The organism is Streptomyces sp. NBC_01381 (assembly GCF_026340305.1).
Classification (GTDB): Bacteria; Actinomycetota; Actinomycetes; order Streptomycetales; family Streptomycetaceae; genus Streptomyces.
This window is the reverse complement of record NZ_JAPEPI010000002.1, coordinates 2,602,172-2,629,026: the sequence shown is the minus strand read 5'-3', so window position 1 is coordinate 2,629,026 and position 26,855 is coordinate 2,602,172. Positions and strand designations below refer to the sequence as shown.

General features: G+C 70.1%; 24 protein-coding genes. 8 read left to right on the top strand and 16 right to left on the bottom strand.

Annotated elements, in window-relative coordinates; all coding sequences use genetic code 11:
* Positions 1-29 precede the first annotated feature (29 nt).
* Complete coding sequence (locus OG453_RS33270) at positions 30-545, top strand: FBP domain-containing protein (RefSeq protein WP_266872267.1); 516 nt, start codon at positions 30-32, stop codon at positions 543-545.
* 26 nt (positions 546-571) lie between these two features.
* Here the strand turns inward: OG453_RS33270 and OG453_RS33265 are convergent, their stop codons facing one another.
* On the bottom strand, positions 572-961 hold the full coding sequence (locus OG453_RS33265) for a (2Fe-2S) ferredoxin domain-containing protein (protein ID WP_266872266.1): 390 nt from the start codon (positions 959-961) through the stop codon (positions 572-574).
* A gap of 184 nt (positions 962-1,145) precedes the next feature.
* On the opposite strand from OG453_RS33265, the gene OG453_RS33260 reads away from it, so the two are divergent.
* The 3 genes from OG453_RS33260 (at position 1,146) to OG453_RS33250 (ending at position 3,481) form a co-directional block, all read left to right on the top strand.
* Positions 1,146-1,928, top strand: a complete 783-nt coding sequence (locus tag OG453_RS33260) for a DUF899 domain-containing protein (protein WP_266872265.1) — start codon at positions 1,146-1,148, stop codon at positions 1,926-1,928.
* An 80-nt stretch (positions 1,929-2,008) separates the two neighbouring features.
* A complete protein-coding gene (locus OG453_RS33255) occupies positions 2,009-2,482 on the top strand; it encodes a carboxymuconolactone decarboxylase family protein (RefSeq protein WP_266872264.1) in 474 nt (157 codons plus the stop codon).
* 75 nt (positions 2,483-2,557) lie between these two features.
* Entirely contained in the window at positions 2,558-3,481 is a 924-nt protein-coding gene (locus OG453_RS33250; RefSeq protein WP_266872263.1) for an RNA polymerase sigma-70 factor, read from the top strand.
* 139 nt (positions 3,482-3,620) lie between these two features.
* On the opposite strand, the gene OG453_RS33245 is transcribed toward OG453_RS33250, so the two are convergent.
* Complete coding sequence (locus OG453_RS33245) at positions 3,621-4,988, bottom strand: 6-phospho-beta-glucosidase (RefSeq protein WP_266872262.1); 1,368 nt, start codon at positions 4,986-4,988, stop codon at positions 3,621-3,623.
* 215 nt (positions 4,989-5,203) lie between these two features.
* Between OG453_RS33245 and OG453_RS33240 the strand changes: the two genes are divergently transcribed.
* Positions 5,204-6,019: a hypothetical protein gene (locus OG453_RS33240; protein ID WP_266873218.1), complete on the top strand. Its 816-nt coding sequence runs from the start codon at positions 5,204-5,206 to the stop codon at positions 6,017-6,019.
* 36 nt (positions 6,020-6,055) lie between these two features.
* Here OG453_RS33240 and OG453_RS33235 read toward each other — a convergent pair whose 3' ends face one another.
* Positions 6,056-6,445 carry a VOC family protein gene (locus tag OG453_RS33235; protein WP_266872261.1) on the bottom strand — a complete coding sequence of 130 codons (390 nt, stop codon included), beginning with the start codon at positions 6,443-6,445 and terminating at the stop codon, positions 6,056-6,058.
* A 133-nt stretch (positions 6,446-6,578) separates the two neighbouring features.
* Here OG453_RS33235 and OG453_RS33230 point away from each other — a divergent pair, with 133 nt between their 5' ends.
* Positions 6,579-7,463, top strand: a complete 885-nt coding sequence (locus tag OG453_RS33230; protein WP_266873217.1) for a LysR family transcriptional regulator — start codon at positions 6,579-6,581, stop codon at positions 7,461-7,463.
* Positions 7,464-7,469: 6 nt separating this feature from the next.
* Here the strand turns inward: OG453_RS33230 and OG453_RS33225 are convergent, their stop codons facing one another.
* From OG453_RS33225 to OG453_RS33170, 12 genes are all read right to left on the bottom strand, one after another.
* Complete coding sequence (locus tag OG453_RS33225; protein WP_266872260.1) at positions 7,470-7,973, bottom strand: thioesterase family protein; 504 nt, start codon at positions 7,971-7,973, stop codon at positions 7,470-7,472.
* Positions 7,970-8,938 carry a 3-hydroxyacyl-CoA dehydrogenase NAD-binding domain-containing protein gene (locus OG453_RS33220; protein ID WP_266872259.1) on the bottom strand — a complete coding sequence of 323 codons (969 nt, stop codon included), beginning with the start codon at positions 8,936-8,938 and terminating at the stop codon, positions 7,970-7,972. Before OG453_RS33220 ends, OG453_RS33225 begins: the two co-directional genes overlap by 4 nt.
* Positions 8,939-9,055: 117 nt before the next feature.
* On the bottom strand, positions 9,056-9,946 hold the full coding sequence (locus tag OG453_RS33215; protein WP_266872258.1) for a 3-keto-5-aminohexanoate cleavage protein: 891 nt from the start codon (positions 9,944-9,946) through the stop codon (positions 9,056-9,058).
* Positions 9,947-10,014: 68 nt separating this feature from the next.
* On the bottom strand, positions 10,015-10,863 hold the full coding sequence (locus tag OG453_RS33210; RefSeq protein ID WP_266872257.1) for a TetR/AcrR family transcriptional regulator: 849 nt from the start codon (positions 10,861-10,863) through the stop codon (positions 10,015-10,017).
* A 400-nt stretch (positions 10,864-11,263) separates the two neighbouring features.
* Positions 11,264-13,210 carry a beta-N-acetylglucosaminidase domain-containing protein gene (locus OG453_RS33205; RefSeq protein WP_266872256.1) on the bottom strand — a complete coding sequence of 649 codons (1,947 nt, stop codon included), beginning with the start codon at positions 13,208-13,210 and terminating at the stop codon, positions 11,264-11,266.
* Between the two features lie 143 nt (positions 13,211-13,353).
* Complete coding sequence (locus tag OG453_RS33200) at positions 13,354-14,613, bottom strand: alpha-L-fucosidase (protein WP_266873216.1); 1,260 nt, start codon at positions 14,611-14,613, stop codon at positions 13,354-13,356.
* A complete protein-coding gene (locus OG453_RS33195) occupies positions 14,613-15,626 on the bottom strand; it encodes an ABC transporter ATP-binding protein (protein ID WP_266872255.1) in 1,014 nt (337 codons plus the stop codon). Before OG453_RS33195 ends, OG453_RS33200 begins: the two co-directional genes overlap by 1 nt.
* Positions 15,613-16,638: an ABC transporter ATP-binding protein gene (locus tag OG453_RS33190; protein ID WP_266872254.1), complete on the bottom strand. Its 1,026-nt coding sequence runs from the start codon at positions 16,636-16,638 to the stop codon at positions 15,613-15,615. Before OG453_RS33190 ends, OG453_RS33195 begins: the two co-directional genes overlap by 14 nt.
* The gene (locus OG453_RS33185) at positions 16,635-17,588 is read right to left on the bottom strand and encodes an ABC transporter permease (RefSeq protein WP_266872253.1); all 954 of its coding nucleotides are present in this window, start codon (positions 17,586-17,588) and stop codon (positions 16,635-16,637) included. The genes OG453_RS33190 and OG453_RS33185 overlap by 4 nt, the downstream gene beginning before the upstream one ends.
* Positions 17,585-18,661, bottom strand: a complete 1,077-nt coding sequence (locus tag OG453_RS33180; protein WP_266872252.1) for an ABC transporter permease — start codon at positions 18,659-18,661, stop codon at positions 17,585-17,587. Before OG453_RS33180 ends, OG453_RS33185 begins: the two co-directional genes overlap by 4 nt.
* Before the next feature lie 4 nt (positions 18,662-18,665).
* Positions 18,666-20,306 carry an ABC transporter substrate-binding protein gene (locus OG453_RS33175; protein WP_266872251.1) on the bottom strand — a complete coding sequence of 547 codons (1,641 nt, stop codon included), beginning with the start codon at positions 20,304-20,306 and terminating at the stop codon, positions 18,666-18,668.
* A 63-nt stretch (positions 20,307-20,369) separates the two neighbouring features.
* Positions 20,370-21,416: a LacI family DNA-binding transcriptional regulator gene (locus OG453_RS33170; RefSeq protein WP_266872249.1), complete on the bottom strand. Its 1,047-nt coding sequence runs from the start codon at positions 21,414-21,416 to the stop codon at positions 20,370-20,372.
* A gap of 207 nt (positions 21,417-21,623) precedes the next feature.
* On the opposite strand from OG453_RS33170, the gene OG453_RS33165 reads away from it, so the two are divergent.
* Entirely contained in the window at positions 21,624-23,549 is a 1,926-nt protein-coding gene (locus OG453_RS33165; RefSeq protein ID WP_266872248.1) for a hypothetical protein, read from the top strand.
* Between the two features lie 111 nt (positions 23,550-23,660).
* The gene (locus OG453_RS33160; protein WP_266872247.1) at positions 23,661-25,910 is read left to right on the top strand and encodes a terpene synthase family protein; all 2,250 of its coding nucleotides are present in this window, start codon (positions 23,661-23,663) and stop codon (positions 25,908-25,910) included.
* Positions 25,911-25,957: 47 nt separating this feature from the next.
* Here the strand turns inward: OG453_RS33160 and OG453_RS33155 are convergent, their stop codons facing one another.
* Entirely contained in the window at positions 25,958-26,818 is an 861-nt protein-coding gene (locus OG453_RS33155; RefSeq protein WP_266872246.1) for a metallophosphoesterase, read from the bottom strand.
* Between the last annotated feature and the right edge of the window lie 37 nt (positions 26,819-26,855).

The window sequence follows — 26,855 nt, the reverse complement described above, 5'->3', positions numbered from 1 at the left end:
GACAGCCGCCCGTTGATAACTTCCGGATCATGGAACCCATCGGCGAGAAAGAGATCCGCGCGTCCTTCGTCAACTGCTCCAAGGGCGAGGCCCGCCGGCTCACACTCCCCGCCGGCTTCACCGAGACGCCCTGGTCAGACCTTGACTTCCTCGGCTGGCGCGACCCCAAGGCCCCGGACCGGGGCTATGTCGTGACGGAGCGGGACGGGGCGTACGTGGGCATCGCGCTGCGGGCGTCGACCGGCGCGCGCAAGAGCATGCTCAAGTCCAGCATCTGCTCGGTCTGCGTGACCCCGCAGTCCGGCTCGGGCATCACCCTGCTGGTCGCTCCGCTGTCCGGTCCCGCGGGCCGGCAGGGCAACTCGGTCGGCATCTACATCTGCGCGGACCTGGCCTGCTCGCTCTACGTACGCGGCAAGAAGACGACGGCATTGGCCCGCCGCTTCGAGGAAAGCCTCACCCTCGAGGAGCAGAACGCCCGCACGGTGGCGAATCTGCACGGCTTCCTGGACAAGGTCCTCGAGAGTTCCCCGACGGCGGCCTGATCAACTCGCCCCTGTAGGCGGCCTGATCAGGCCTTCCCGGGCTCGACCAGCTGCAGCTCCAGGGTGGCCGACGGCTGAGCGAACCCGGGCCCGCCGGCCTCGGCCCAGGCGATTATCTCGTCGAGCGATTCGTCGTCGACGGCGAAGCCGACCCATGCGGCTCGGCCGCCTTTGCGGCGTCCTGCCGCGGACGGCTGTACGACGATGATGTTCGCCTGTCCGCAGGGCCCGAGGCACTCACTCGTCCGTACGGCGAACCGGCCCGCCGACTCTGCGGCGGCGGCCCGCAGCCGCGCCAGTTGCCATTCGTGGTCGATGCCGGGGTTCTTGCGGGCGTTTCCGCAGCAGCAGCCTCGGCAGACGACGAGCGTGCAGGGCCTTGCGGCGGCGGATCCGATGGCGATGACGGGGCTCATCCGGTGATCATCTCAGAGCGTGTCCGCGCGCTTGCGCTCGACCGAATGCGCCCCCGCCGCGATGAGTTCCCGCCGGGTCGCGAGTCTGTATCTGGTGAACAGTCTTTAGCTGGTGACCGTCACAGACGCCATCTGGTGATGGTCGCAGACGCCGCCCGGCACGAGACACCACGGAGGACACACCATGACCACCGCACCGGACGACCCGACCACCGCGCTGACCGGCCGGCCGCCCATCGTCGACCTGGACACCTGGCAGACCGAACGCGACAAGCTTCTGGTCCGCGAGAAGGCCCACACCCACGAGGGCGACGCGATCGCCGCGGCCCGCCGCCGGCTGCCGATGGTGGAGTTCGACGGGACGGTCGAGGTCGTCGGACCCGACGGCCCGGTCCCGTTCCTGGAACTGTTCCAGGGGCGCGACGAGCTCGTGGTCTACAAGCACATGTGGCACGACGGAGAGCCGCACCAGGGGCAGTGCGCGGGCTGCACCACAACGGCCTGGCACGCGAAGGACGCCGTCTATCTCAACGCCCGCGGCGTCTCGTTCGCCATCGTGACCACCGGCCGTTGGGACGAGGTGGCCCCGTACGTCGAGTTCATGGGCTACACCCAGCCCTGGTACTCGGTGCGCGGCGTAGAGGAGCCGGTCGGCGGTGAAATGGGCTACCTCACCTGCTATCTGCGCGACGGCGACCGCGTGTTCCTCACCTACTCCACGACGGGCCGCGGCAACGAGCCGGTCAACGGCTCCTTCGGCCTGCTCGACATGACGCCCTACGGCCGCGGCGAGGCCTGGGAGGACAAGCCCGAAGGCTGGCCCGAGGGGCACGAGTCGTGCTGGTTCTGGAGCGCGGACGCGGACGGGAACGCCACCTGGGGCCCGACCGGCCGCCCCGTACCGCAGTGGACCCGCCCCGGCGCGACCCCGGTGGAACCCGGCGGCCGGCACGGCGATCAGGACTGAAACGCGCGTCCGTGTCACAGGGCGTCGGGCTACCTCGTCTCAGGGGGTGTAGCCACTGACGATCACGGATGGAGCACACCATGGACGCGCGACTGAACTGCCTCGCAAGCCCGACCGCCGGCAAGGCCCTCAAGTACTTCATGTCGGCGGGCAAGGCGCTCAAGGAGTCGTCGCTGCCGGCCGCGACGCAGGAGTTGGTGGCGCTGCGCGTGAGCCAGATCAACGGCTGCGCCGCCTGCATCGACATGCACACCAAGGAGGCCGCCGCGGCCGGGGAGACCGCGGTGCGGCTGAACCTGCTGGTGGCGTGGCGGGAGGCCACCGTCTTCACCGAGGCCGAGCGGGCCGCGCTGGAGCTCGCGGAGCAGGGGACCCGCGTCGCGGACGCGGGCACCGGGGTCAGCGACGAGGTGTGGGCGCGGGCCGCCAAGCACTACGACGAGGAGCAGCTCACCGCCCTGGTGATCCTGGTGTCCTTCATGAACACGGTGAACCGGCTCAACATCATCACCCAGTACCCGGCCGGGGACTACAAGGTCGGTCAGTTGCACTGAGCCGAGAAAGACACACCAGAAAGACACACAGAAAGACGCCCGCGCCGAACGGGCCCGCCGCAAAGGAGAGTCGACGTGAGCAAGGTCGAGGAGTTCGAGGAGCTGCGCCCGCTGCTGTTCTCGATCGCGTACCGGATTCTGGGCAGCGTGGGCGAGGCCGAGGACGCGGTGCAGGAGACCTGGCTGCGCTTCGACGGCTCGGCGACCCGGCCCACGTCGACCAAGGCGTTCCTGTCCGCCGCGGTGACGCGGATCTCGATCGACGTACTGCGCTCCGCACGGGTGAGGCGGGAGGAGTACGTCGGTCCTTGGTTCCCGGAGCCGCTGCTCACCGACCCCTATCAGGACCCGGCACGCTCGGCGGAGCTGGCCGACTCGGTGTCGATGGCGGCGCTGCTGCTTCTGGAGCGGCTCAGCCCGCTGGAGCGCTCGGTGTTCGTGCTGCGGGAGGTGTTCGGCTTCGGCTTCGACGAGGTCGCCGCGGCGGTGGGGCGGTCGGAGGCGGCGTGCCGGCAGCTCCTCGTACGGGCGCGGCGGCACATGCGGGACGGACGGCCTCGGTTCGCAGCGGATCGCCAGGAGCGGCAGGAGCTGGCGACGCGGTTCCTCGACGCCCTCCGGGAAGGCGATGTGGTCGGCCTGCAGGGTCTGCTCGCCGCCGACGTGTCGATGGTCGGGGACGGCGGCGGCAAGGCCCCGCAGCTGGCCAGGGCCGTCATGGGCGCCGAGAACGTGGCCCGGCTGCTCGCCTCCGTCTACCCCCTGCTGACCCGGATCGACGTGACGTTCGAGCCGCACGAGGTCAACGGCCAGCCCGGGGCGGTCTTCCGCGACCGGGACGGCAAGGTGCTCCACACCTTGGCCCTCGATGTGCTCGACGGCCAGATCCAGACCATCCGCTCGGTGATCAACCCCGACAAGCTCAGCCACCTCGGGCCGGTCGCCGACGCCTGGGCCATCGACCGCGAGGTGCGGGAGGCACGCCGGCGGACGAAGTGACCTGCCTGCTGTGCCCCGGCCCTGCCCTGCCGCCCTGCTTCATCGGAGCCCCGCAGCCAGGGCTGTGCCCACCCGTTCCGCCCTGCGGAACGCCTGCCCACAGCCGGGGCGGCCAGAAGCGCAGAGGGCCCCAGGCCGACTACGCCCCGTTCAGATAAGCCAGCCCCGGATGCACCCCCCGGTACCCCTCCACCAACCGCCGCGCCACCGCCACCGAATCCACCAGCGGATGCAGCGCGAACGCCTTCACCGCGGTGGCGCGTGAGCCGCTGGACGCCGCCGCGAGGACCTCCCGCTCGACCGCCTTGACCGCGCACACCAGACCCGTCGCGTGCAAGGGCAGCGGATCCACCGCCATGGGGTGGGCGCCGTTCGCGTCCACGGAGCACGGCACCTCGATCACCGCGTCACCGTCCAGCGCCGAAAGCGTCGTGCGATTACGGACGTTGAGGATCAGCGTGGCCCGCTCGTCACGCGCGATGGCCCGCATCAGAGCAAGGGCGACCTTCTCGTATCCCCCGCTCTCGAGATCTTCCTCCGCCCGCTCTCCCACCCCCGCGGCCTCCCGGTTCTCCGCCATGTACGTGGCCTCGCGCTCCGCCCGCGTCGCGTCCCAGGCCTTCCAGGCCGAGGACGAGGAGGAGGAAGCAGAAACCTCTCCCCGTCCCAACTCGTCGTAGAACCGCGCCTGTTGGTCCCGCAGAAACGCCCCCCGCGTCTGCTCCGCCTCCTGGTACGCCCGCACCGCCTCGCGGTTGAAGTAGTAGTAGTGCAAGTACTCGTTCGGCACGGCCCCCAATGACCGCAGCCACTCCGCCCCGAAGAGCCGCCCTTCCTCGAACGAGCCGAGCAGCGCGTCGTCGCCGAGCAGCCGCGGCAATTCGTCCCGCCCGTCGATCCGCAGGCCGCGCAGCCAGCCGAGGTGGTTGAGGCCCACGTAGTCGATGAACGCCGAGTCCGGGTCACCGCCGAGGATGCGCGCCACCCGCCGCCCCAGGCCCACCGGAGAGTCGCAGATGCCGATGACGCGATCGCCGAGCTCCCGGGACATCGCCTCGGTGACGAGCCCCGCCGGGTTGGTGAAGTTGATCACCCAGGCGTCGGGGGCGAGTTCACGCACCCGCCGGGCGATGTCGACGGCGACCGGCACGGTGCGGAGCCCGTACGCGATGCCGCCCGCGCCCACCGTCTCCTGCCCGAGGACCCCCTCGGCCAGCGCGACCCGCTCGTCGGCCGCACGCCCTTCGAGGCCCCCCACCCGGATCGCGGAGAACACGAAGTCCGCGCCGCGCAAGGCCTCGTCGAGATCGGTCGTGGCCGTGACGGCGGGCGCGTCCGGTACCCCCACGGCCTGGTCGGCAAGCACGCGGGTGACCGCCCCGAGCCGCGCCGCGTCCAGGTCGTGCAGCACGACTTCGGTGACCCGGCCCTCGGCGTGATCGCCGAGCAGCGCCCCGTACACGAGCGGGACGCGGAATCCGCCACCACCGAGAATGACCAGCCTCACGTCTCAACCACCTTCTGTCGCACCATCTGACGGCCACCTCACGCACATCTGTCGACGTGTCAGAACCCACCGGTCGACAGAGGTCACGTTACGTACGATTGCCCGGCAGCGATCGACCCCCCACGGAGGCAGCGCACCCAATGACACGTTTGAAGGCACCCGAAGCACGCAAGACATCCGCGGCCCTGCTCACCGCGCTCACCCTGACCACGGCGATGGCCACCGGCGGCACCGCATCCGCCGACACCGCACCCCGCTCCCCCGGCGGCTGGCAGGAGTCGGGCAGCTCGACCGTCAACTCCCTCACCGGCAGCCAGGGCCTGGCAAGCCGCGCCGACGGCAGCCTCCTCTACCGGGGCCTCGGCTCGATACCGCTCGATCTGCGGACCAAGGGCTGGTCCCACGTGGGCGACCCGGACATCGCCGACGGCCACACCGTGGACGCCTATCAGGGCGGCGACGACGCGAAGTCGAAGATGTTCGCCGTCACGACGCCCGACGGCAAGCGCCACCTCTACGAGCACCAGCTCGACGCGGGCGAGAAACTGAACAACTCCTTCGCCGCCGTCTCACCGGACAAGCAGTGGCTGGTGTCCGGCGAATGGGGCGACCAGCCGCGGCTCCAGGTCTTCCCCGCCCCGCTCCTCAACTCCTCGACCCCGCCCACCGGCGGAGCACTCCCCCGGGCCGGACAGATCACGCTCGACAAGCCGGTGCGCGACATCCAGGGCTGCGACTTCGTGTCGGACACCCGTCTGGTGTGCGCTTCGAACGACGCGTCCAAGGAGCTGTTCCCCGAGGACCGCCCGATCCTCCAGGTGGACCTGGCGCACGCGCTCGACGGGAAGCCCGTCACGGGCAAGGTGACCAGCCTGTTCGCCGCGCCACAACGGAGCATCTGCCGCGGCACGTTCGAGACGGAAGGCGTGGACTACGACTCCGCGCGCCGCACTCTGCGCGTCGAAGTGGTGCCGCCGGTGCCCTGCCTGGTGGTGACCTCCGTGTACGCGTACCGGCCGACGACGGGGTGACAGCAAGGGGTCGGCCAGGCGTCCTTTGAGGTCGGTTCAGGCCTCCTTCGGGTACCAGCGCAGCTCCACGGTGTTGCCGTCCGGGTCCTGCACGTACAGGGAGATCGCGGTGCCCCGGGCGCCGAAGCGCTTGCCTGGACCGTCCACCACCGTGAACACGCCGGATTCGATGACCTCTTGCCACTCGAGCGGTTCGACCACCAGGCAGATGTGGTCGACGTTGCTGCCCACCGGCTCTCCGGCGGGCGCCGTGACGAGGTCGATGATGGTGGTGGGGCTCACCCGCACCGAAGGGAAGGGGACCTTGTCGGCCCGCCATTCGTCCACCCGTACCGGTTCCAGTCCCAGCGGGCCGGTGTAGAAGGCGAGTGAGCGCTCGATGTCGGCGACGTTCAGGACGAGGTGGTCGAAGGCGATCACGCGCATGGGGTGTCTCCGCGGGGTCGGGGCGCCGGGGGCGCCGAGGCGTTGATGTCGGTGACTTCAGCATCGCCCGCCATGAACCCATCGGTCCAACACATGCTTGTCATCTGATCCATCGTGTTTCACGATGGATCAGATGGAGCTCCAGCAGATGCGCTACGTCCTCGCGGTGGCGGAGACCGCGAACTTCACCCGTGCCGCCGAGCGGTGCCATGTCGTCCAGTCCGCGCTGAGCCATCAAGTGTCCCGGCTCGAGAAGGAATTGGGTGCCCGGCTGTTTGAGCGGACCAGCCGCAGGGTCCGGCTGACCGCCGCGGGGGAGGCGTTCCTGCCGGCCGCCCGCCAGGCGCTCGAAGCGGCCGAGCGGGCTCGGGCCGAGGTGGCGGCGGCCACCGGCGAGATACGGGGCACGCTGGTCATCGGCTCGATCCCCACCGTGACGGCCGTCGATCTCGCGGCGGTGCTGCGGGACTACCGCCTGCGCTACCCCCAGGTGCGGATCAGCCTGCGGACCGGCGCCAGCGAGCGGCTCGTCGAGCAGGTGCGCGACGGCGGGCTCGACGCGGCGTTCCTCGGCGTGCAGCCCGGGTTCCGGACACAGGGCGTCCACGACCTGGAACTCGCCCATGGGCAGCACGTCGCCGTGGTTGCCCCTGACCACCCGCTGGCCGCGGAGCGCGAGGTGGACCTGAGCCGCATCGTCGACGAGGTGTTCGTGGACTTCGCCGCGGGCAGCGCCGCCCGTGCCCAGTCGGACGAGGCGTTCGCGGCGGCCGGGCTGCGCCGCGAGGTCGCCTTCGAGGTGTCCGGCGTCGAACTGCTGGCCAGGATGGTCCGCCACGGCCTCGGCATCGCCCTGCTGCCCGCCGCGTTCGCCGCCGAACTGCCGGGCATGCGCGGTGTCCCGGTCACCAACGGTCCGGTGCGGGTGGAGCGCCTCGTCTGGAGCCGTTTCACCCCGTCTCCCGCGGCGGCCGCCTTCCTCGCCCTGCTGGGCGTCGGCACACCGCTGGCCGCGTGACCGCCCTCAGCCGCCGACCGTGGCGATGGAGCGGCCCGCCCATTCCGGGGCCGGTTCCGCGAGGCCGGTGAGGCGTTCGCGGATCTCGTCCGGGAAGGGCGTGGTGCGGCCCGCGTTCTGGTCGACGTGGAGGGCGAGCAGCTCCGTCGTCGCCACGGGGGTGGCGTCCGGGGCGGGTTCGGCCGCCCCTTCCCCGGTGGACTCGACGACGTACATCTCGTGCGTGAAGCGCGCCTTCTTCGCGTCCGCGCCCAACATGCGGGTACGGACGACGAGTTGAGAGCCCTCCGCGACGTCGCTCAGATAGCGGATGTGCGCCTCGACCGTGTAGAGGGAGCAGCCGGTGGACTCGCGGTAGCCCGCGTGCAGGCCCGTCTCGATCATCATGGCGTCGGTGGCATAGCCGAAGACGAGGACGTAGAAGGCCTCGCTCATGTGGCCGTTGTAGTCGATCCACTCGGGCCGGACGGTACGGCGCAGAAGCGGCAACTGGGCGGTGGTGTCGGTCACTTGGCTTCCTTCCGCTGCTGCGGCAGACGGCCCGTCGCCCGCAGTACGTCGATGACTCCCTGGTCGCGTTCGGCGACCAGGTCGGCGATGGTCCTGCCGTCCGCCGCGTCGTCGCAGCCCGCGACCACGGCGTCGTACAGCTTCTTGTCGAGCTCGGGTGCTTCGAGGCGCGTCCACGGCGACTTCAGGGACGGACCGAAGTGGTCGAGCATGTGGGCCATGCCGCCCTCGCCGCCCGCGAGCGCGAAGGTGAGCATCGGGCCCATGAACGCCCAGCGCAGGCCCGGCCCTTCGGTGATCGAGTCGTCGATCTCCTGGACGGTGGCCTCTCCGTTGGCGACCATGTGCAGGGCCTCGCGCCACAGGGCCTCCTGGAGGCGGTTGGCGATGAAGCCGGGGACTTCGTCCTTCATGGTGATGACGGACTTCCCCGCGACCTCGTAGAAGCGGGATGCCCAGGTCACGGCCTCGGCGTCGGTGCGCTCCCCGCCGACGACCTCGACGAGCGGGATCAGGTACGGCGGGTTGAAGGGATGCCCGACGACCAGGCGGCCGGGAGTGGCCGCTTCGGTCTGCATGTCGGTCATCGGGTAGCCGGAGGTGGAGGAGGCTATGACGACTCCGGCGGGCGCGGCGGCGTCCAGCTTGGCGAGCAGGTCGCGCTTGAGCTCCAGCTTCTCGGGGGCGCTCTCCTGCACGAACTGGGCGTCGGCGACGGCCTCTTCGAGGGTGGCGGTCACGGTGAGCCGGTCCTGCGAGGCGCCTTCGGCGAGGCCGAGCTGGGTCAGTGCGGGCCAGGCGGCGTCGACGAGGCGGCGCAGCCGCTGCTCGGCGTCGGGGGCCGGGTCCCAGGCGGTGACGTCATAGCCACGGGCCAGGAAGTGCGCGACCCATCCGCCGCCGATGACACCGGCGCCTACGCAGGCGACGCGGCGTACTTCTTCGGGGGTGGTCGTGGTGGTCATGAGGGGGGTCCTTTCTTGCTGCGCGGGGCGCGGGGAGGCGCCCCGAAGGGGCGCGGGGAACGGCGCGACCAGCCACAGCGACACCGCAGACGAATGGCCGCACAATCCAGCGAAGCGCTACCGCTTGAGGCCCAGCTTCTGGCGGGCCTCATCGGGAGTCGCGACACGCGAGCCGAGGTTCTCGGTGATCTGCACGGCACGCTCAACAAGCTGGGCGTTCGTCACCTTGTTCCCCTTGCCGAGGTACAGGTTGTCCTCGAGGCCGACGCGGACCTGACCGCCGAGCAGGATGGACTGGGCGACCCACGGCATCTGCATCCGGCCGAGCGCGAAGCTGGCCCACTGGGCGCCTTCGGGCAGCATGTTGACCATGGACTGGAGGACGCCCGGGTCGGCGGGGGCGCCCCACGGGATGCCCATGCAGAGCTGGAAGACGGTGGGGTTGTCGAGCAGTCCCTCGGCGATGAGCTGCTTGGCGAACCACAGCTGACCGGTGTCGAAGATCTCCAACTCGGGCCGCACACCCAGCTCTTGGATGCGCTTGGCGCCCTGGCGGAGCATGTCGGGGGTGGAGATGTAGAGGTTGTCGCCGAAGTTGAGGGAGCCGCAGTCGAGGGTGCAGATGTCGGGGAGCAGGTCCTCGACGTGCGGGAGGCGGTCGAGGCCGCCGACGAGATCGGTGCCGGGCAGCTCGCCGAGCTCCTTCAGCGGCTGGACCGGGTCGATGACCAGGTCGCCGCCCATGCCCGCCGTCAGATTGATGACGACGTCGGTGCCGGTCTCCTTGATCCGCTCGACGACCTCGCGGTACAGGCGGGGGTCGCGCGATGGATCACCGGTCTCGGGGTCGCGGACGTGGATGTGCACGACGGCGGCGCCCGCGTCGGCGGCCTCGACCGCCGACTTGGCTATCTGCTCGGGCGTGACGGGGACGTGCGGACTCTTACGGACGGTGTCGCCGGCGCCGGTGAGGGCGGCGGTGATGATGACGTCTTGGTTCACGGGCATGGTGAACTCTCCCTGGAGTAGGGGCCTTTGGTGTTGGTTGATGCGTACGTTGGTGAAGCGGCGCGCGGTCAGTTCCGCGGGCGGGGCACGGTGAGCGTCGACTCGACGTACCCGAGAAGCGCCTCGTGCATGTCGTCGGGGGACGTGCCGTCGTCGCCGGGAGTCGAGGCGAGGACTTGTGTCGCCAGGCCGTCGATCAGGGCGGTGAGTCTGAGCGCCGCCGAGTGCGGGTCGGCGAGGCGGAACACGCCCTGGTCGACGCCGCGCCGGATGACATCGGCGACGGTGGCGCGCCACTGCCGGTAGTAGTCGGCGTGCAGCCGGCCGACGGCGGTCGAGCGGGCGGCCTCGGCCCACAGGTCGAGCCAGACGCTCCACTGCCAGCGCTGCTGCGGGGTGCGGGGGATCTGCAGTTCGATCAGCTGGCGCAGTTCGTCGGCGGCGTCGGCGGCGTCCGCGACGCGGGCCGCTCGGCGGGCGGTGTCCTCGTCCATGCACCAGCGGACGGCGGCTTCGAGGAGGTCGTCGCGGCCGGGGAAGTGGTAGTGGATGGCGGCAGTGCTGGTGGCGCAGGCCTCGGCGATGTCGGCCACGCGGACGGCGTGGAATCCCCGCTCGGCGACGAGCCGCACCGTCTCCCGGACGATCTGGAGGGGGCGGCCGCCTTCCGGGACGGCGGTGCGTTCGCGCTTCGCGGGGGGCGTGGTCGTCTGGGTGCCCAGGAGCCAGCCCGCGTCGACGCCGCCGGTGTCCGCGATGCGGGCGAGTTCGGCGGCGGTGAAGCGGCGGGTGCCGCCGAGGGAGCGGGAGAGCTTGGAGGGGTCCATCACGATGCGGCGGGCGAATTCGCGCTGGGTCGTGCCGGCGTCGGCGATGACTTTGCGGACGCGGTCCGCCACCTCGGGGTCTTGCTGCATGCCGGGCACGGTACCTTCGCGTTGCGCTGACCGCAATCTCGGTGGGCCTGCGGTCGGATATACCCTGCGATTGCGCCTCTGACTGACGTATCAGTCACTGCAACGTCACGCCTCTGCCCCGAGCCCGACGCCCCGTCCATCGGCACCCGGCAGCTGGCGTTGTGCCCACCCTTCCCCAAGCTCTCGGCTTCGCTCGAGCAGGGGAGACCCCACTCGCCGTGCGGAACGCCTGCCCACAACGGGGGCAGCGGGGACGGACGGAGCCGCCCACCCACCCCTCCCGCGCTGCGGGATTCGCCCCGTGCTGCGGGGTAATCGGGTGGGTGGGCGGGAAAGATCCGCCGCGGAGCGGCGGGGCAGGGAAGCCCCCACCGGCCCGCGGCGGACCACAGAGCCAGAGCTAGACCCTCTCCCGCACCCCCTCCACGAACTCACCCAGGAACGGATCCGCAATCTTCACCGGCCCGTGCTGATGATGCTCCGCCGGGTCCACCTGGATCGAGGAGGCCCGCCCGGCGGCCTCCTCCATCGCGGCGAGCGACTTCGCCGCGGCGTCCGCGTCGCCCGACTGCTCCGCGGTCAGCGCCGCGAGCCCATGCCTCAGGGCGGCGCCCCACAGCTCCGTGGCGTCCAGCCACTGCTTCGCATCGTGGAGGAACAGCGGGTCCGGCAGACCGTCCCGCAGCACCGCGGGGACCCGCTCGATCTCCCGAGCCGTGGGGCGCAGTTCCCGTACCGCCCCGGAGGGGTCACTCTCGTACCGCTTCCAGAAGGCGTCCAGCTTCGGCCCGAGCACCGGCGACTGCGGCTGCCAGTTCGACTCACCGAACGTCGGCGCCGCATGGTTGAGATCCACGAACGTCTGCACCGCGTCGGCGATCCGCTCATCGCCCCCGGCGAGATACAGCGCAGCCTGCCGCGCCGACCGCGCCCGCTCGTATCCCCGGTCGTTCCAGGAGAAGTCGTTCATCGTGAAGACGGCGAGCTTGCTCGCCGCCTCCTGGTTCATCGGGTTGGAGACGATGCCGCTCAGATGCCCCGAAAGACCCGCCTCCCGCTTGTCGTAAGGAGCAAGGAGCAGCCGCCCCGCCGTGCGCGCGAAGTCATTGACGGGGTAGTTGTCCCAGACGAACACCTTCCGCCCGAACAGCTCGGCGGCCTTCTCCGCCTGCGCGTTGGTGATCTCCGGCGGGACGACGTCCGTCCCGGTCCACATCACCTCCACCGCGCCATCCAGCTCGGCCCGCATCGTCTGCTTGTACGCGGTGTCCGTCAGGTCGCCGTACTCGGTGGGCACCATCTGCAGCGGATTGGCGCCCTCCTTCTGCGCGATGAAGTCCCGCTGGATGGTGTTGAGGAGACCCACCTGCGCCTTGGCCGCGGAGCCACGGCCCGGCTCACCGAACTTCGCCTTGTCGCCCTCGCAGTTCCACTTGGTGTAGCTGATGTCGTCCAGCGGGACCGAGAAGGACCGCACGCCCAGGTCGTACAGCGCCTGGAGCTTCGCGGTCAGCGCCTTGACGTCCGCCGGGTCCGAGTAGCAGATGGACCCGCCGGGCGACACCGCGAAGGTGAAGCGGACGTGGTTGGCGGTCGCGCGGTCGACGAGCTTGCCCAGCTCGGCGAGTTTGTCCGCCGGGTAGGGCTCGCGCCACTTCTCGCGGTGGTAGGGGTCGTCCTTGGGCGCGTACACATAGGTGTTGGCCTTGGTGTCGCCCAGGAAGTCCATCTGGTCGAGGCGTTCGGCCTCGGTCCAGGGCGGGCCGTAGAACCCTTCGATGCTGCCGCGCAGCGCCATGGAGGGGAAGTCGGAGACCTCGGCTCCCGCGATGCGGCCGCGCGCTATGAGCTGGCCCAGGGTCTGGGCGGCGTAGAACTGCCCGGTCGCGTCCGTGCCGCCGAGCGCGACGGTGCGGTGCCCGGCCCGCAGCGCGTAGCCCTCGTCCTGCTCAGGCACCTTGGTCGCGCCGAGCGCCTTCGCGATGTCGGGACGGGTGGCCGGGCCGAGCAGCACCGTCAGCGGGGCGCCGCCCGACGTCTTCGCCCGTACGTCGATGTCGCGCACTCCGTGGGCGCGCAGGATCTCGGTGACGCGTTCCTTGGCCGCCGGGTCGGTGCCTTCCCCGACGACGAGTTCGGCTTCGCGGGCGAGCGGGACGTCGTCGCCCGCGCGGGCCATGTGCTGCGGGGTCGGCGAAACGACGGGGAGCCGGCCGGACACGGCTTCCTCCTCAGCGACTTGGGTGGACGGCGGCGCGGCGGCCGCCGACGGGGCGAGGGGAACGGCGAGGACGGCGAGCGCGAGCAGCGCCGTCCGCGGTCTGAGAGAGCGTGTGGTGCGGGGCATAAGGCCTCCGAACTTCGGGATGGGGGTGCGGGTGGGGTCAGGGGGGCGCGCCGGGGGGGGCGCCCCGTAGGGGCGCGGGGCTGTGACATATGCGGCTCCGCCGCGCGGGCGCGACCAGCCCCCACCGGCCCGCAGTGAAGCGCTCAGTCGCGCGTATGCGCTCGGTACAAGTCCAGTTCGCCGTCGAGTTCGAGTGCGAGCACGGTGCAGAGGGGGTCGAGCTGGTCGTCGCTCACATGGACGTACTCCCAGCCGGGTACGTCGCCGAGGCCGCCGACCCGCTCGTGGCGCGCCTCGACTCCCTTGCCCAGTACGCGTGCGGACGTCACCACGTTGCGTACGCCGCGCAGGACCACGTACTCGTTGGGCCGGTCGAAGAGGAACAGATACAGGGTGCGGCGGTCGGCCGAGAGCGTCGAGGGACCATAGAAGTGGCCGTGCGGAAGGCCCCGCACCGTGCCGTAGACGGCGTCGGTGTGCCGGGACGTCCACTCCCCCAGCGCTTCGAGGCGCTCGGTCTGCTCGGAGAGGAGCGTGCCGTCCTCTTTCGGGCCGACGTCGAGGAGGAGGTTGCCGCCGCCCCCGATGGCCTCCACGAAGATGCGGACCAGCTGTCGGGGTGACTTGTGGTGGTCGTCCTGCGGCTGGTAGCCCCAGGAGTCGTTGACGGTGAGGCACAACTCCCATGGCTGGGACGGCGGTTCGATGGGCACGCCCTGCTCGGGCGTCGCGTAGTCGCCGTGCCCGGTGAGGCGGCCGTTGACGACCGTGTGCGGGGACAGCGCGCGGATCTCCTCGGCGAGTTCCGCCATCCGCCACTGTTCGGGGCTGCGTTCCCACTCCCCGTCGAACCAGAGCAGGTCGGGCTCGAACCGTTCGAGCAGTTCCCGTACCTGTGCGCGGTGGAAGGCGAGGAAGTCCGCCCACCGCGGCTCGGACTCCTCGCCGACGGCGGGCATCGAGTAACGGTTGCCGCGCTCGGCGGGGTCCTGGCCATCGGGGCGCACGGTGGCGTAGTCGGGGTGTGACCAGTCCAAGTGCGAGTAGTACAGGCCGACTTTGATGCCGCGGGCGCGCAGGGCATCGACGTATGGAGAGATCAGGTCGCGGCCCGCCGGGGTGCGTTTGACGACGGAGAGGTCGTTGGCGGCCGTGTCCCAGAGGGCGACGCCGTCGTGGTGCTTGGCGGTGAGGACGGCGTATCGGGCGCCGGCGCGGACGAACAGGTCCGCCCAGGAGTCGGGGTCGTACGCGGAGGCGGTGAAGCCCTCGAGCTGCGCCATGTACTGGTCGTAGGGCACCTGGTCGTGGAAGAAGGACCAGGACTCGGCGACTCCGTCCACGCTGTAGATGCCCCAGTGGAGGAAGATGCCGAGCTTGGCGTCCGTGAACCACGGCTGTATCACTGGTACTTCTCCTCGTCGTAGCTCCAGCAGTGCACCCACTGCCCGTCGTCGAAGTGGGTGCGCGGCGGGAAGGCGGTGGCGCACACCGGCTTCGCGATCGGGCAGCGGGGGTGGAAGCGGCAGCCGGTGGGCGGGTCGACCAGGCTGGGCGGTTCGCCGAGGGTCTCCTCGTCGTCGAGGACCTCCGGCTCGTCGAGCAGTCCGCCCCGGTCGGGGTCGGGCGCGGACTCCAACAGGAGCCGTGTGTAGGGGTGTCGGGGGTTCTCCACGAGCGCGTCACCCGGCCCCGATTCGACGAGCTGGCCCGCGTAGAGGACCTTGATCTCGTCGGCGAAGTAGCGGGCGCTCGCGATGTCGTGGGTGATGTAGAGGATCGCGAGGCCCTCGTCGTCGCGGAGCTTGCCGAGGAGGTTGAGGATGTCGAGGCGGATGGAGACGTCGAGCATCGACACCGGTTCGTCGCCGAGCAGCACCTTGGGGCGTGCGGCGAGCGCGCGGGCGATGGCGACGCGCTGGCGCTGGCCGCCGGACAGCTCGTGCGGGAACTTGTCGATGAACTGGTCGGCCGGGGTGAGGTTGACCCGCTCCAGGAGGTCGACGACCGCCCTTTCCGTCTCCGCCCGGCCCCGCACGTGGCCGTGCAGGCGCAGCGGCCGGCCGAGGATGTAGCGCAGCCGGTGGACAGGGCTCAGCGAGGAGAAGGGGTCCTGGAAGACCATCTGCACCTGGCGGTAGTACGCCCGTTTGCCCTTGGCCGAGCGGGCCGCCGCGACGGGGGCTCCGTCGAGACGGATCTCGCCCTCGGTGGGCGGGTAGCCGAGCGCGAGCAGCCTGGCGAGCGTCGACTTGCCGCTGCCGCTCTCGCCGACGAGCGCGGTGATGCGGCCCTGGTGCAGGGCGAGGGTGGTGGGTTCGACGGCGCGTACGACCTTGCCGTGCTGTCCGGGGCCGTGCAGCGGGAAGCGCTTGGTGACCTCGCGGGCCTCAAGTACCGGTTCACCCAGGGACATTGGTGCTCCTCGACTCGTGCTGCTGCTCCTGAAGCCCGGCGTGGAGATGGCAGGCCACCTCGCCGCCCGCCATGGCGAGCAGCGCGGGTACTTGTTCGTCACAGGGGTCGAACCGCTTCGGGCAGCGCGGATGGAAGGGGCAGCCCGTCGGCGGGTGCCGCAGGCCCGGCGGGGAGCCGGGGATGCCGGTGATCTCGCGGCGCGGTCCGTGCAGCGGCGGGAAGGCGCCGCGCAGTGCGGCCGTGTAGGGGTGTCGAGGGTCGGCGTACAGCTGTCGGGCGGGTCCTGTCTCGACGACCCGGCCCGCGTACATGACGGCGATCCGGTCGGCGATCTCGATGAGCAGCGAGAGGTCATGCGTGATGAAGATGACGGAGAACCCCAACTCGCGCTTCAGTCGCGCCACTTGGCGCAGGATCTGGCGCTGCATGACCACGTCCACGGCGGTCGTCGGCTCGTCCATCACCACGAGGTCCGGTTCGCAGGCGAGGGCGAGCGCGATGGTGGCGCGCTGCCGCATGCCGCCGGAGAGTTCGTGGGGGTAGGCGCGCACCCGGTCCGCCGGGATGCCGACCATGCCGAGCAGTTCCCCCGCACGCCGCCAGGCGTCGTCCCGCGACAGGCCGCGGTGCAGCCGCAGTACGTCGGCGAACTGTGCGCCGAGCCGGTGCACCGGGTTGAGCGCGTTCATGGCGCTCTGGAAGACGATCGCGACGCGCTCCCAGCGCAGGGCGCGCAGCTCACGTTCGGTGAGCTTGAGCAGGTCGACCGGCGGCCCTTCGCCGTGGAGGTGGACCGTGCCCGCCGTGGTGACGGCCGGCGGCCGCTCGAGCCGGGTGAGGGCCGTGACCAGCGTCGACTTGCCGCAGCCGCTCTCTCCTACGATCCCCAGGGTCTCCCCGCGGTACAGGGTGAGGTCGACGTCGCGTACGGCGTGGACGGGTTCGGCCCGGTCGAAGTAGTCGACGCGCAGCCCGCGCGCCCGCAGCAGCACCTCGGTGGTATCGCTCATCGTGCCTCCTCGGTGGTGCGCAGGGCCGCGGCCGCCGCCCGGCGGCGCACGGCCCGGCCCGGCTTGCGAAGGCGGGGGTTGGCGATCTCGTCGATGCCGAAGTTGATGAGGCCCGCCGCGACGCCGATGACGGCGATGCACGCGCCGGGCGGGATGAACCACCACCAGGCGCCGCGCGCCAGGGCCGATGCATTCTGCGCCCAGTAGAGCATCGAGCCCCAGCTGGTGAGGTTGATGTTGCCGAGGCCGATGAAGGAGAGCCCGGCGTCGGCGAACATCGAGAGGACCACGGCGGACAGGAAGCTCGCCGAGATCAGCGGCGCCATGCTGGGGATCAGCTCGCGGGTGATGATCCACCAGCGGCTCTCGCCGGTCATCTCGGCGGCCGTGACGAAGTCCCTTCGCCGCAACGAGAGCGTCTGCGCGCGTTTGCCGCGGGCACCCCACGGCCAGGACGTCAGGCCGATGATGAGGGCCACCGTCAGCCAGCCGCCGCGCCCCTTGACGTAACTCGCGACGATGATCAGCAGGGGCAGGCTGGGAATGACGAGGGCGATGTTCGTGCCGGCCGTGAGCAGCGCGTCCGCGGTGCCACCCAGATAGCCGCCCGCGACGCCGACCAGCACCGACAGGGTGGTCGAGATGACGGCGGCGACCAGTCCCACCAGGAGCGAGACGCGGCTGCCGACGACGAGCTGGGCCAGGACGTCCTCGCCGGTGGCCGTCGTCCCCAACAGATGGGATCCGGAGGGTGGTTGCATGCCGTCGGCCGTGTGGATGGCGGTGGCGGAGAGCCCGAAGACGTCCTCCACGAGGAAGGGCCCGGCCAGCGCGAACAGCGCGAAGAACACGAGGATCGCGATCCCGGCCCGCACCTTGCGGTTCTCCGGAAGCCACACTTTGCGGTTCTCCGGCAGCCGCCCCTTGAAGCTGCTGAGGCTGAGGTTCATGCGCGGCCCTCCCTGGCCCGGGGGTCGATCAGGCCGTACACGGAGTCGGCGAGGAAGTTCGCGGCGAGGACCGACAGCGAGACCATCAGGAACAGCGCCTGCATCAGCGGGTAGTCGACGCTGGCGACGGACTGGTAGAGCAGATAGCCGACGCCGGGATACGCGAAGACGGCCTCCACCAGGAGCTGTCCGCCGACCACGTTGCCGATGTTGATGGCGAACCCGGCGACGCTCGGCAGGATCGCGTTGCGGGCCGCGTACCGGAACATCACGCGGCTCTTGCCGAGTCCCTTGGCGCGGGCGAGGAGAACGTAGTCCTCGGAGACCGTCGTGATCATCATGTTCCGCATGCCGATGTACCAGGTGGCCGACCAGCCGAGCGCGATGGTGAGCGCGGGCAGCGCGGCATGGCTGATGACGCTGCCGATGAACTCGGCCGTGAAGCCCGGCGTCAGGTCACCGTCGTACGCGCCGCCCGTCGGCAGCCAGGCCAGCTGGAAGCCGAAGACGAGGACGAAGAGCAGCGCGATCCAGAAGGTGGGAAGGGCGTTGAGGAACATCGCGCCCGGCGTCGCCACCGAGTCGACGCGTGAGCCCGCGCGGCCGCCCGCCATGATGCCGCCCGCCGTGCCGATGACGAAGGACAGGACGGCGGTGATGCCGACGAGCCCGATCGTCCACGGCAGGCCCGCGCTGATGACGTCCCACACCGGCGTCGGGAAGAACGCCACCGAGAGCCCGAAGTCGAGGTGCGCGACCTGCCCGAGGTAGGTGAGGTACTGGCTCCACAGCGGTTCGCCCGGATCGCCGAACAGCCGGTAGATGCTGGCGATCTGCTCGCCGGAGAGCGCCGAGCGGCCCTGCATCTGCGCGATGAGCGCGGACGCCGGGTCGCCCGGCATCAGCCTGGGCAGCAGGAAGTTGAGCGTGATGGCGATCCACGCGGCGGCCAGATAGAAGCCGAGGCGCTGCACGAAGTAGCGGCCCGCGCCGAGCCTGAGCCGGCGCGCCGGCCGTTCCTTCGGGCTTTCGGCTGCCGCGACGACAGCCACCGTTTCGGAGGGGGCCGTCATGCGCCTAGCCCGCCTTCGCGGGGCGGAGGGACAGGATCGTCCGCACCATGTCGGTGGGGCCCGCCCAGGGCGCGGGGATGGCGTAGGGGTTCTTCTCGTCGGGCCAGCCGGTCCAGTTCTTGCTGTTGTACTGGGCGGAGGCTCCGTTGGTGATGAGCGGGGCGGCGGGCACCTCGTCGATCATCAGCTTCTCCAGCTTCGCGGAGAGCTTCTTGATGGTCGCGTCGTCGCCCGCGCGCTCCATCTCCTTGAGGATGCCGTCGGCCTTCGCGCTCTTGTAGTGGCCGTAGTTGGTCCAGATGCCGACGTTGTCGCTGTGCAGCATGTCCCGGTAGAAGTTGTACGGCGTGTTGTAGAAGACGGCGCCGCCGACCAGGACGTCGAACTTGGCCTGCTGACGGGCCGTGTCGAGCTGGGCGCTCGGCATGGGCTGGACCTCGACCTTGACGCCGGCCTTCTTCAGCTGCTGGGCGAGGACCTTGTCCCGCTGGATGGAGTCGGCGAACTCGGTCACTTCGAGGATCGTGAAGCCGAGCTGCTTGCCGTCCTTGCCGACGAGCTTCCCGTCCTTCATCTCGTATCCGGCCTTGGCGAACTCCTTCTGTGCTGCAGCCAGTTCGGGCTTGGGCTGATCGGCATCCTGATACTGGCCGTCGATCCATTTGCCCTGCGTCCGGGTGTCGAGTCCGGTGAGGTTGAGCGGCTTGAGCATGCCCGGGTTGCCGAGGTCGGCGAGCTCGGAGCGGTCGACGGCGAGGGAGAGGCCCTTGCGGACGTGGACGTTCTTGAACGGCGCCTTCTTGTGGTTGAAGAACATGTAGGTGCCGCCGTAGGTGGGATACCAGGCGTGGTGGTTCTTCGGGTCCTTGTCGACGTAGCTCTTCTTCACGTCGGGCACGGCGCCGCCGCTCCACTCGACCTCGCCGCTGAGCAGCTTGCCTATCTCGGACGACGAGGAGACGACCGGCGCCTTGAGGGTCTTCACCGGCACCTTCTGCTTCCAGTAGTCGTCCCTGGCCTCGAAGGTGAGCTGCTGGGCCGCGTACCGCTTGAGCTTGTACGGGCCGCTGGCCACCGGGTCGGGGTTGGTGAAGGTCTTGCCGTCCTTGCCCTTCCAGATCTTGGCGGGGACGGGGCGGATGGAGCCGATGTTGCGCAGGCGGGCGTAGCCGGGGGTGTCGAAGGTGATGACCACGGTGTGGTCGTCGGTCGCGGTCGCCTTCTCGTACTCGAACCGCCAGTCCACCGGCAGGTCCTGCTTGGTGACGTACTCCAAGGCGAAGATGACGTCCTTGGCGGTCAGCTTGGTGCCGTCGCTCCAGTTGGCGCGCTTGTCCAGATCGATGGTGATCTTCTTGCCGCCGTCGGACCAGGCGTACTTGGTGGCGAGCCAGGGGACGAACTTGCCGCCCTGGAGGTTGTTGAAGGAGAACAGCGGCTCGTACTGGAAGCCGAAGGTGCCCTGGCTCGCCTTCACCGAGAACGGGCTGAAGTTGCGGGCGATGGTGTTGCCGGAGAAGCCCATGTTCACGGTCAGCGAGTCCGTGCCCCTGCCGCCGGAGGCGGTGGGGGTCGCCGAACAGCCTGCGGTGACGGAGAGCGCGAGAGCGGCCGCGCCCGTGACGCCCAGTCTGGTCCACTTCATGGCGGGTTGATACCTCCGGGTTGGCAACGTTGTCTTGACGCGGGGACGGTGCGTGGGGGGTGCTCAGGGGGCGGCGCGCGCTGCGGTGCTGCCGCGCGCCTCCAGGTGCGGGAGCTGGTCCTGGACGCGGACGGCGGGGCCGCCGTCGAGGAGGGCGATCAGCTGCTCGGCCGCGTGCCCGCCGTAGACGGCGGTGTCGCGGACCAGGGCGGTGAGCGCGGGGTGGGTCGAGCGGGTGAGGACGGAGTCGTCCCAGGCGACGATCGCGAGGTCTGCGGGTACGGAGATGCCGTGCTCGGCGGCGACACCGAGTCCGGCGACGGCCAGCACGTCGTTGTCGTACACGATCGCGGTGGGCCGCCGCTCCCCCGCGAGGACCCGGCGGGTGGCCTCGGCCCCCTGGGCGTCGGAGTAGTCGGTGGTGAGCGAGTGCACGTCGCTCAGGCCGCGCCGGTCGGCCTCGGCCCGCAGGGAGCGGATGCGCCGCCGGGTGTGGGTGAGTTCGGGGAGCCCGGCGATGTGCGCGATGCGGCGGTGGCCGAGCAGGTACAGGTGGTCGACGATGGAGGCCATGGCGAGGGCGTCGTCGGCCCAGAGGTTGGAGATGCCGGGGTAGTCGGTGTGCGGCTCCGGCAGGGTGCCCACGACGACCGCGGGCAGCCTCAGTTCGTCGAGGAGCGGGAGCCGGGGGTCCGTGCCGCGCGGGTCGACGACGAGCATGCCGTCGACCCGGCGCTCGGCCCACCAGCGGCGGTAGACCGCGCACTCCGCGTCGATGTCCTCGACGACCTGGAAGAGCAGCCCGAGCCTGCGGCGCGCGAGCACCTCCTGGATGCCGGAGACGAGCTGGAGGAAGAACGACTCGACGCCCAGCGTCCGGGCCGGTCTGGCCAGGACGAGCCCGACCGTGCCCGAGCCCTCCCCGGAGAGGGCCCGCGCGGCGGCGCTCGGCCGCCAGCCGAGCTCTTCGGCGACCCTGCGGACGCGGTCGCGGGTGGACTCGGAGACTCCGGGCCGCCCGTTGAGCGCGAAGGAGACGGCGCTCTCCGAGACACCGGCCCGCACGGCGATGTCCTTGATGGTGGGGCGCCGTGCCGGAGTGCGACGCATGCGTGACCTCCCCTCGCGTTGACTGACCGTTGATGGACCGTTGATGGACCGTTGATGAAACGCTGATGGAACGACGCCTGGCTAAAGCGCTTGAGGGCGAGCAGGCTAAAGCGCTAAAGATGCCCGCGACAAGGGGGTGTGAGAATACAAATTCCGGTGCCGTTACGGGTATTGACGAGGCCGTGTTTCTGCTTCACTCTCACCCGGATGAGCCCAGAACCAGGCCATCAGCCCTTCATGCACGGCTACGACGCCGAGGCGCTGAAGAACTGGAGCCCGCGGTCCGACCGTTGGGCCCGCCACTTCCGCTCACGCGTTCCGCTCGCGCCCCGCATCGCACCCTTCCCCGCCACCCAGGCGCGGCCCGAACTCCCCACCGGCGCCCAGGTGATGAACCTGTGCAACGACTACGACGGGGCGTTCTTCACCGCCCGGAAGTACGACGACTCCTTCGCCCGGCGGCTGCTCCGCTTCTGGCAGTACACGGACTTCTACGGCTCCTGGCACGGTCTGCCCGTCGACGGATCGCCGGTGGCCGAACCGGTCCACGGCCTGATCAACCCGCCCAATCCCGCCTACACGGACGCGGCGCACCGCAATGGCGTCAGGAGCCTCGGCTGCTGGTTCTGGCCGCGGCCGGGCGAGTTCGCCGCGTATCTCGAACGGCGCCCCGACGGCTCGTACCCGGTGGCGGACAAAATGATCGAGATGGCCGCGTACTTCGGGTTCGACGGCTATTTCATCAATCACGAGGCCGAGACCCCGCCGGACGAGGCGAAGCGGCTGCGCGAGCTGCTCGGTTATCTGCGGTCTCGCGCTCCGGAGGGCTTCCACATCCAGTGGTACGACACGATCCGGCCCGACGGCGGGCTCGACTACCTGAACCACCTGAACGAGGAGAACGCCCCCTGGCTGGAGGCGGGCGCCGACAGCTTCTTCGCCAACTACTGGATGACCGAGGCCGGCGTCGGGACCTCCCGGGCCACGGCGCTGCGGCTCGGCCGCGATCCGTACGAGGCGGTGTTCCACGGCACGGAGAACGAGCAGTTCGGCTTCGATCCGGAGTACGACCCGCGCCTCGTCTTCCCCGAAGGCCGTCCGGCCAGGACCAGTTGGGCCCTGTTCGGCTCGCACTTCGTGTGGGAGCTGCATCCCGGGCACGAGGACCCGGACGCGCAGGACGCCGTCTTCGAGCGGGAGCGCCGCTACTGGTCGGGCCCGTCCTGCGACCCCACGCGGACCGGCCGCGTCCTGACCCACGAGCCCGGCGTCCCGGAGCCGGACAACCACCTCAAGTGGGACGGCGTGGCGCACTACGTCACCGAGCGATCGGTGATCGGCGCGTTCCCCTTCGTCACCCGCTTCAACACCGGCCACGGCCGCGGCTTCTTCCTGGCGGGGCGCCGGGCGAGCGACGCGGAATGGTACAACGCGTCGGTCCAAGACGTCCTGCCCACCTGGCAGTTCTGGTCGGAGGGCGGGGACGCGCCGCCGGACTACGACTACACAAAGGCGTACGACGGCGGCTGCTCGCTGCGCCTGCCGGGCGGCGCGACGGTCCGCCTCTACAAGACGGAGCTCGCGGTGCGCACGGGCGGGGAGAGGGTCTCGGTCACGTACGCGGGGGCCGGGGGCGCCCTGGAGGTGGGGCTGCTCTTCGCCGACGACACGGAGCACTTCGTGTGGCTGCGGGCGCGGGCGACCCCCGGCACCGGAACCGGATGGCACACGTCCACCCACCCCCTCACGGAGTTCCGCGACCGCACGATCGCGGCGCTGGCCGTGCGCACGGCATCCGAGGTTCACCTCGGCGAACTCGCCCTGCGGGAGAACAAGTTCACCGCACTGCCCTCACGCCCCAAGGCCTTCCAGGTCGACACCGCGTACGTAGCCGAAGAGGGCGCCGACACAGCCGAGGTCTTCCTCTCCTGGCGCATCGCGGACCCCGGAGAGGTCTGGTACTACGACCTGCGCCGGGAGGACGAGTGGCTCGGGCGGATCTACGACGAGGTGTACTACGTGAAGTCGCTGCGGCGGCAGGGGAACGAGGCGGCCACGGAGCTGACGCTCACCCCGGTCGCCCCGGACGGAACACCGGGCGAGCTCGCCACCTGCTCCATGAAGTGGGTTTGAGTTCCACGGATCACGCGATGGTGTGACGCCCCGGCGGCCGTCGCATCGGCCGGCGCCGTACGGGTAGTGCTGAGTGGCCCATACGCCGCCGCGCGAGGAGAAAACGACCGAATGTCGCAGCCCTTCGACCTGCCCCGCTTCTACATGGTTCATCCCGCCCGCCTCAACCCGCATGTGGAAGAGGCGAAGGCGCACTCCAAGAAGTGGGCACGCGACATGGGAATGCTGGAGGGCTCGGGTGTCTGGGAGGAGAGCGATCTGGACGCCCACGACTATCCGCTGCTGTGTTCCTACACCCACCCCGACTGCGACGGCCCCGCGCTGTCGCTGGTCACCGACTGGTACGTGTGGGTGTTCTTCTTCGACGACCACTTCCTCGAACTCTTCAAACGCACCCAGGACCGCGAGGGCGGCAAGGCCCATCTCGACCGGCTGCCGGCCTTCATGCCCATGGATCTGTCCACGCCCGTGCCGGAGCCGACCAATCCGGTCGAGGCGGGGCTCGCGGACCTGTGGGCGCGGACGGTGCCGCACATGTCGCAGGGCTGGAGGGAACGGTTCGCCGAGAGCACGAAGAACCTCCTGAACGAGTCCCTGTGGGAGCTCTCGAACATCAACGAGGGGCGGATCGCGAACCCCGTCGAGTACATCGAGATGCGCCGCAAGGTGGGCGGCGCGCCCTGGTCGGCGGGGCTCATCGAGTACGCGACGGGAGCCGAAGTGCCGCCGGCCGTCGCGCAGTCCAGGCCGCTGCGGGTCCTCAAGGAGACGTTCTCCGACGCCGTCCACCTGCGCAACGACCTGTTCTCGTACCAGCGGGAGATCGAGGACGAGGGCGAACTCTCCAATGGCGTCCTGGTGCTTGAGAAGTTCCTGGACTGCACGACGCAGGAGGCCGCGGAGGCGGTGAACGATCTCCTGACCTCGCGGATGCAGCAGTTCGAGAGCACGGCGCTCACCGAACTGGCCCCGCTGTTCGCCTCCACCGGGCTCCCCGCGCAGGAGTGCGCGGACGTCCTCGCGTACGCCAAGGGCCTGCAGGACTGGCAGTCCGGAGGGCACGAGTGGCACATGGTCTCCAGCCGCTACATGAACGAGAAGGCCGCCGCCGCGGCCTCGCCGCTCGCAGGACCCTCGGGCCTGGGCACGTCGGCCGCCGGGATCAAGGCGCTCCTGTCGGCCACGGGCGCGGAACGGCTGCGCGGCCACACGCACATCCCCTTCCAACGGGTCGGCCCTTCCCTCCTCCCCGACTTCAACCTCCCCTACAAGACAACGCTCTCGCCCCACCTCCAGGCGGCACGCCCGCGCTGCGTGGAGTGGTCGTCGCGGATGGGGATGCTGGAACCCCAGCCGGGAGTGCCGAGTTCGGACATCTGGGACGCGCACAAGCTGTATGGCTACGACTTCCCGCTCTGCGCGGCGGGCATCCACCCGGACGCGGACCCGGCAGCCCTGGATCTGAGTTCGCAGTGGCTGACCTGGGGCACGTACGGGGACGACTACTTCACGGTGGTCTTCGGCAGGCCCCGCGACCTGGCGGGCGCGAAGCTCTGCAGCGACCGCCTCTCCCTCTTCATGCCGCTGGACTTCGCGGACATGCCGGCGCCGACGAACGCGCTGGAGCGCGGCCTGGTGGACCTGTGGCAACGCACGGCCGACCCGATGGACGTGGAGGCACGCCGCACGCTCCGCACATCCATCGAGGTCATGACGGAAAGCTGGCTCTGGGAGCTGGACAACCAGGCGATGAATCGTATCCCCGACCCCGTGGACTACATCGAGATGCGCCGACTCACCTTCGGCTGCCCCCTGACGATGAGCCTGTGCCGCCTGGGCAACGGCCCGCAGGTCCCGCAGGAGATCTACCGCACCGGCCCGATGCAGAACCTGGAGAACTCGGCCGGCGACTACTCCGCCCTGATGAACGACGTCTTCTCGTACCAGAAGGAGATCGAGTACGAGGGCGAGATGCACAACGGCGTCCTCGTCGTCCAGAACTTCTTCGACTGCGACTATCCGACGGCGCTCGGCATCATCGACGACTTGATGAAGTCACGCCTGAGCCAGTTCCAGCACACGGTGACCCACGAACTCCCGGTCCTCTACGACGACTTCGACCTCCCCCAGGAAACTCGGAACATCCTGGACGGCTACGCACGTGAACTGGAGAACTGGATGGCGGGCATCTACACCTGGCACCGCGACTGCCGCCGCTACCGCGAGGAATACCTCTCCCACGGCCCCCTCAAGACCCCCACGGGCTTCGGCATGGCAGCCGTACGCCCCGACTGGCTCCGCGACTTCGGCCGCGCCGTCGACCGCCAGATGGAGGCGGCGGCCGAAGGCGCACGGGACTGAGGAGTCCCGCATCGCTCACGCCCCGTATCCCTCACGCCCCGTATCCCTCACGCGCCGTCGTCCGGCTCCGGCAGGATCTGGCGGAGTCTCGGGGCGGGGTGGCGGTCGCGGCGCCATTCGCGTGGGTAGCCGACCGAGACCTCCTGGAAGCGGACGCCGTCGTGCCACGTGGTGCGGGGGATGTGGAGGTGGCCGTAGACCACGGCCGCCGCCTCGTACTTCACGTGCCAGTCCGCGGTCAGTTCGGTGCCGCACCACAGGGCGAACTCCGGGTAGTGCAGGATCCGCGTGGGGTCGCGTACCAGGGGCCAGTGGTTGATCAGGACCGTGGGGAGGCCGGGGGTCCGCTGGGACAGGCGTTCCTCGGTGTACGCCACGCGGGCGCGGCACCAGTCGTCGAGGCCCTGGTAGGGGTCGGGGTGCAGCAGCACCTCGTCGGTGCAGACGACGCCCGCCGCGTGGGCGGCCTCCAAGGCCTTCTCTTTGGTGTGGGTGCCTTCGGGGCGGAAGGTGTAGTCGTAGAGGAGGAAGAGGGGGGCCACCGTGGCCGGGCCGCCGGCGCCGTGCCACACGGGGTAAGGGTCCTCGGGGGTCGCGGCGCCCAACTCGCGGCAGAGTTCGACGATATGGCGGTAGCGGGCCTCGCCGCGCAGCTTGACCGGGTCGCTGGGGTGCGTCCACAGCTCGTGGTTCCCCGGCGTCCACACCACTTTGGCGAACCGGTCGGTGAGGGTGCGCAGCGCCCATTCGACGTCGGCGAGGCGCTCGGCGGTGTCCCCGGCGACGATCAGCCAGTCCTCGTCGGTCTGCGGGCGCAGCGATTCGAGGAACTTCCGGTTGTCGTCGTACGCCACGTGCAGATCACTGATGGCGTACAACTTTGGTGTGTTCTCCGGTACTTGATTCACTACGCGAGGCTAACCGCAGCGCCGCCGCCGCGTGCGC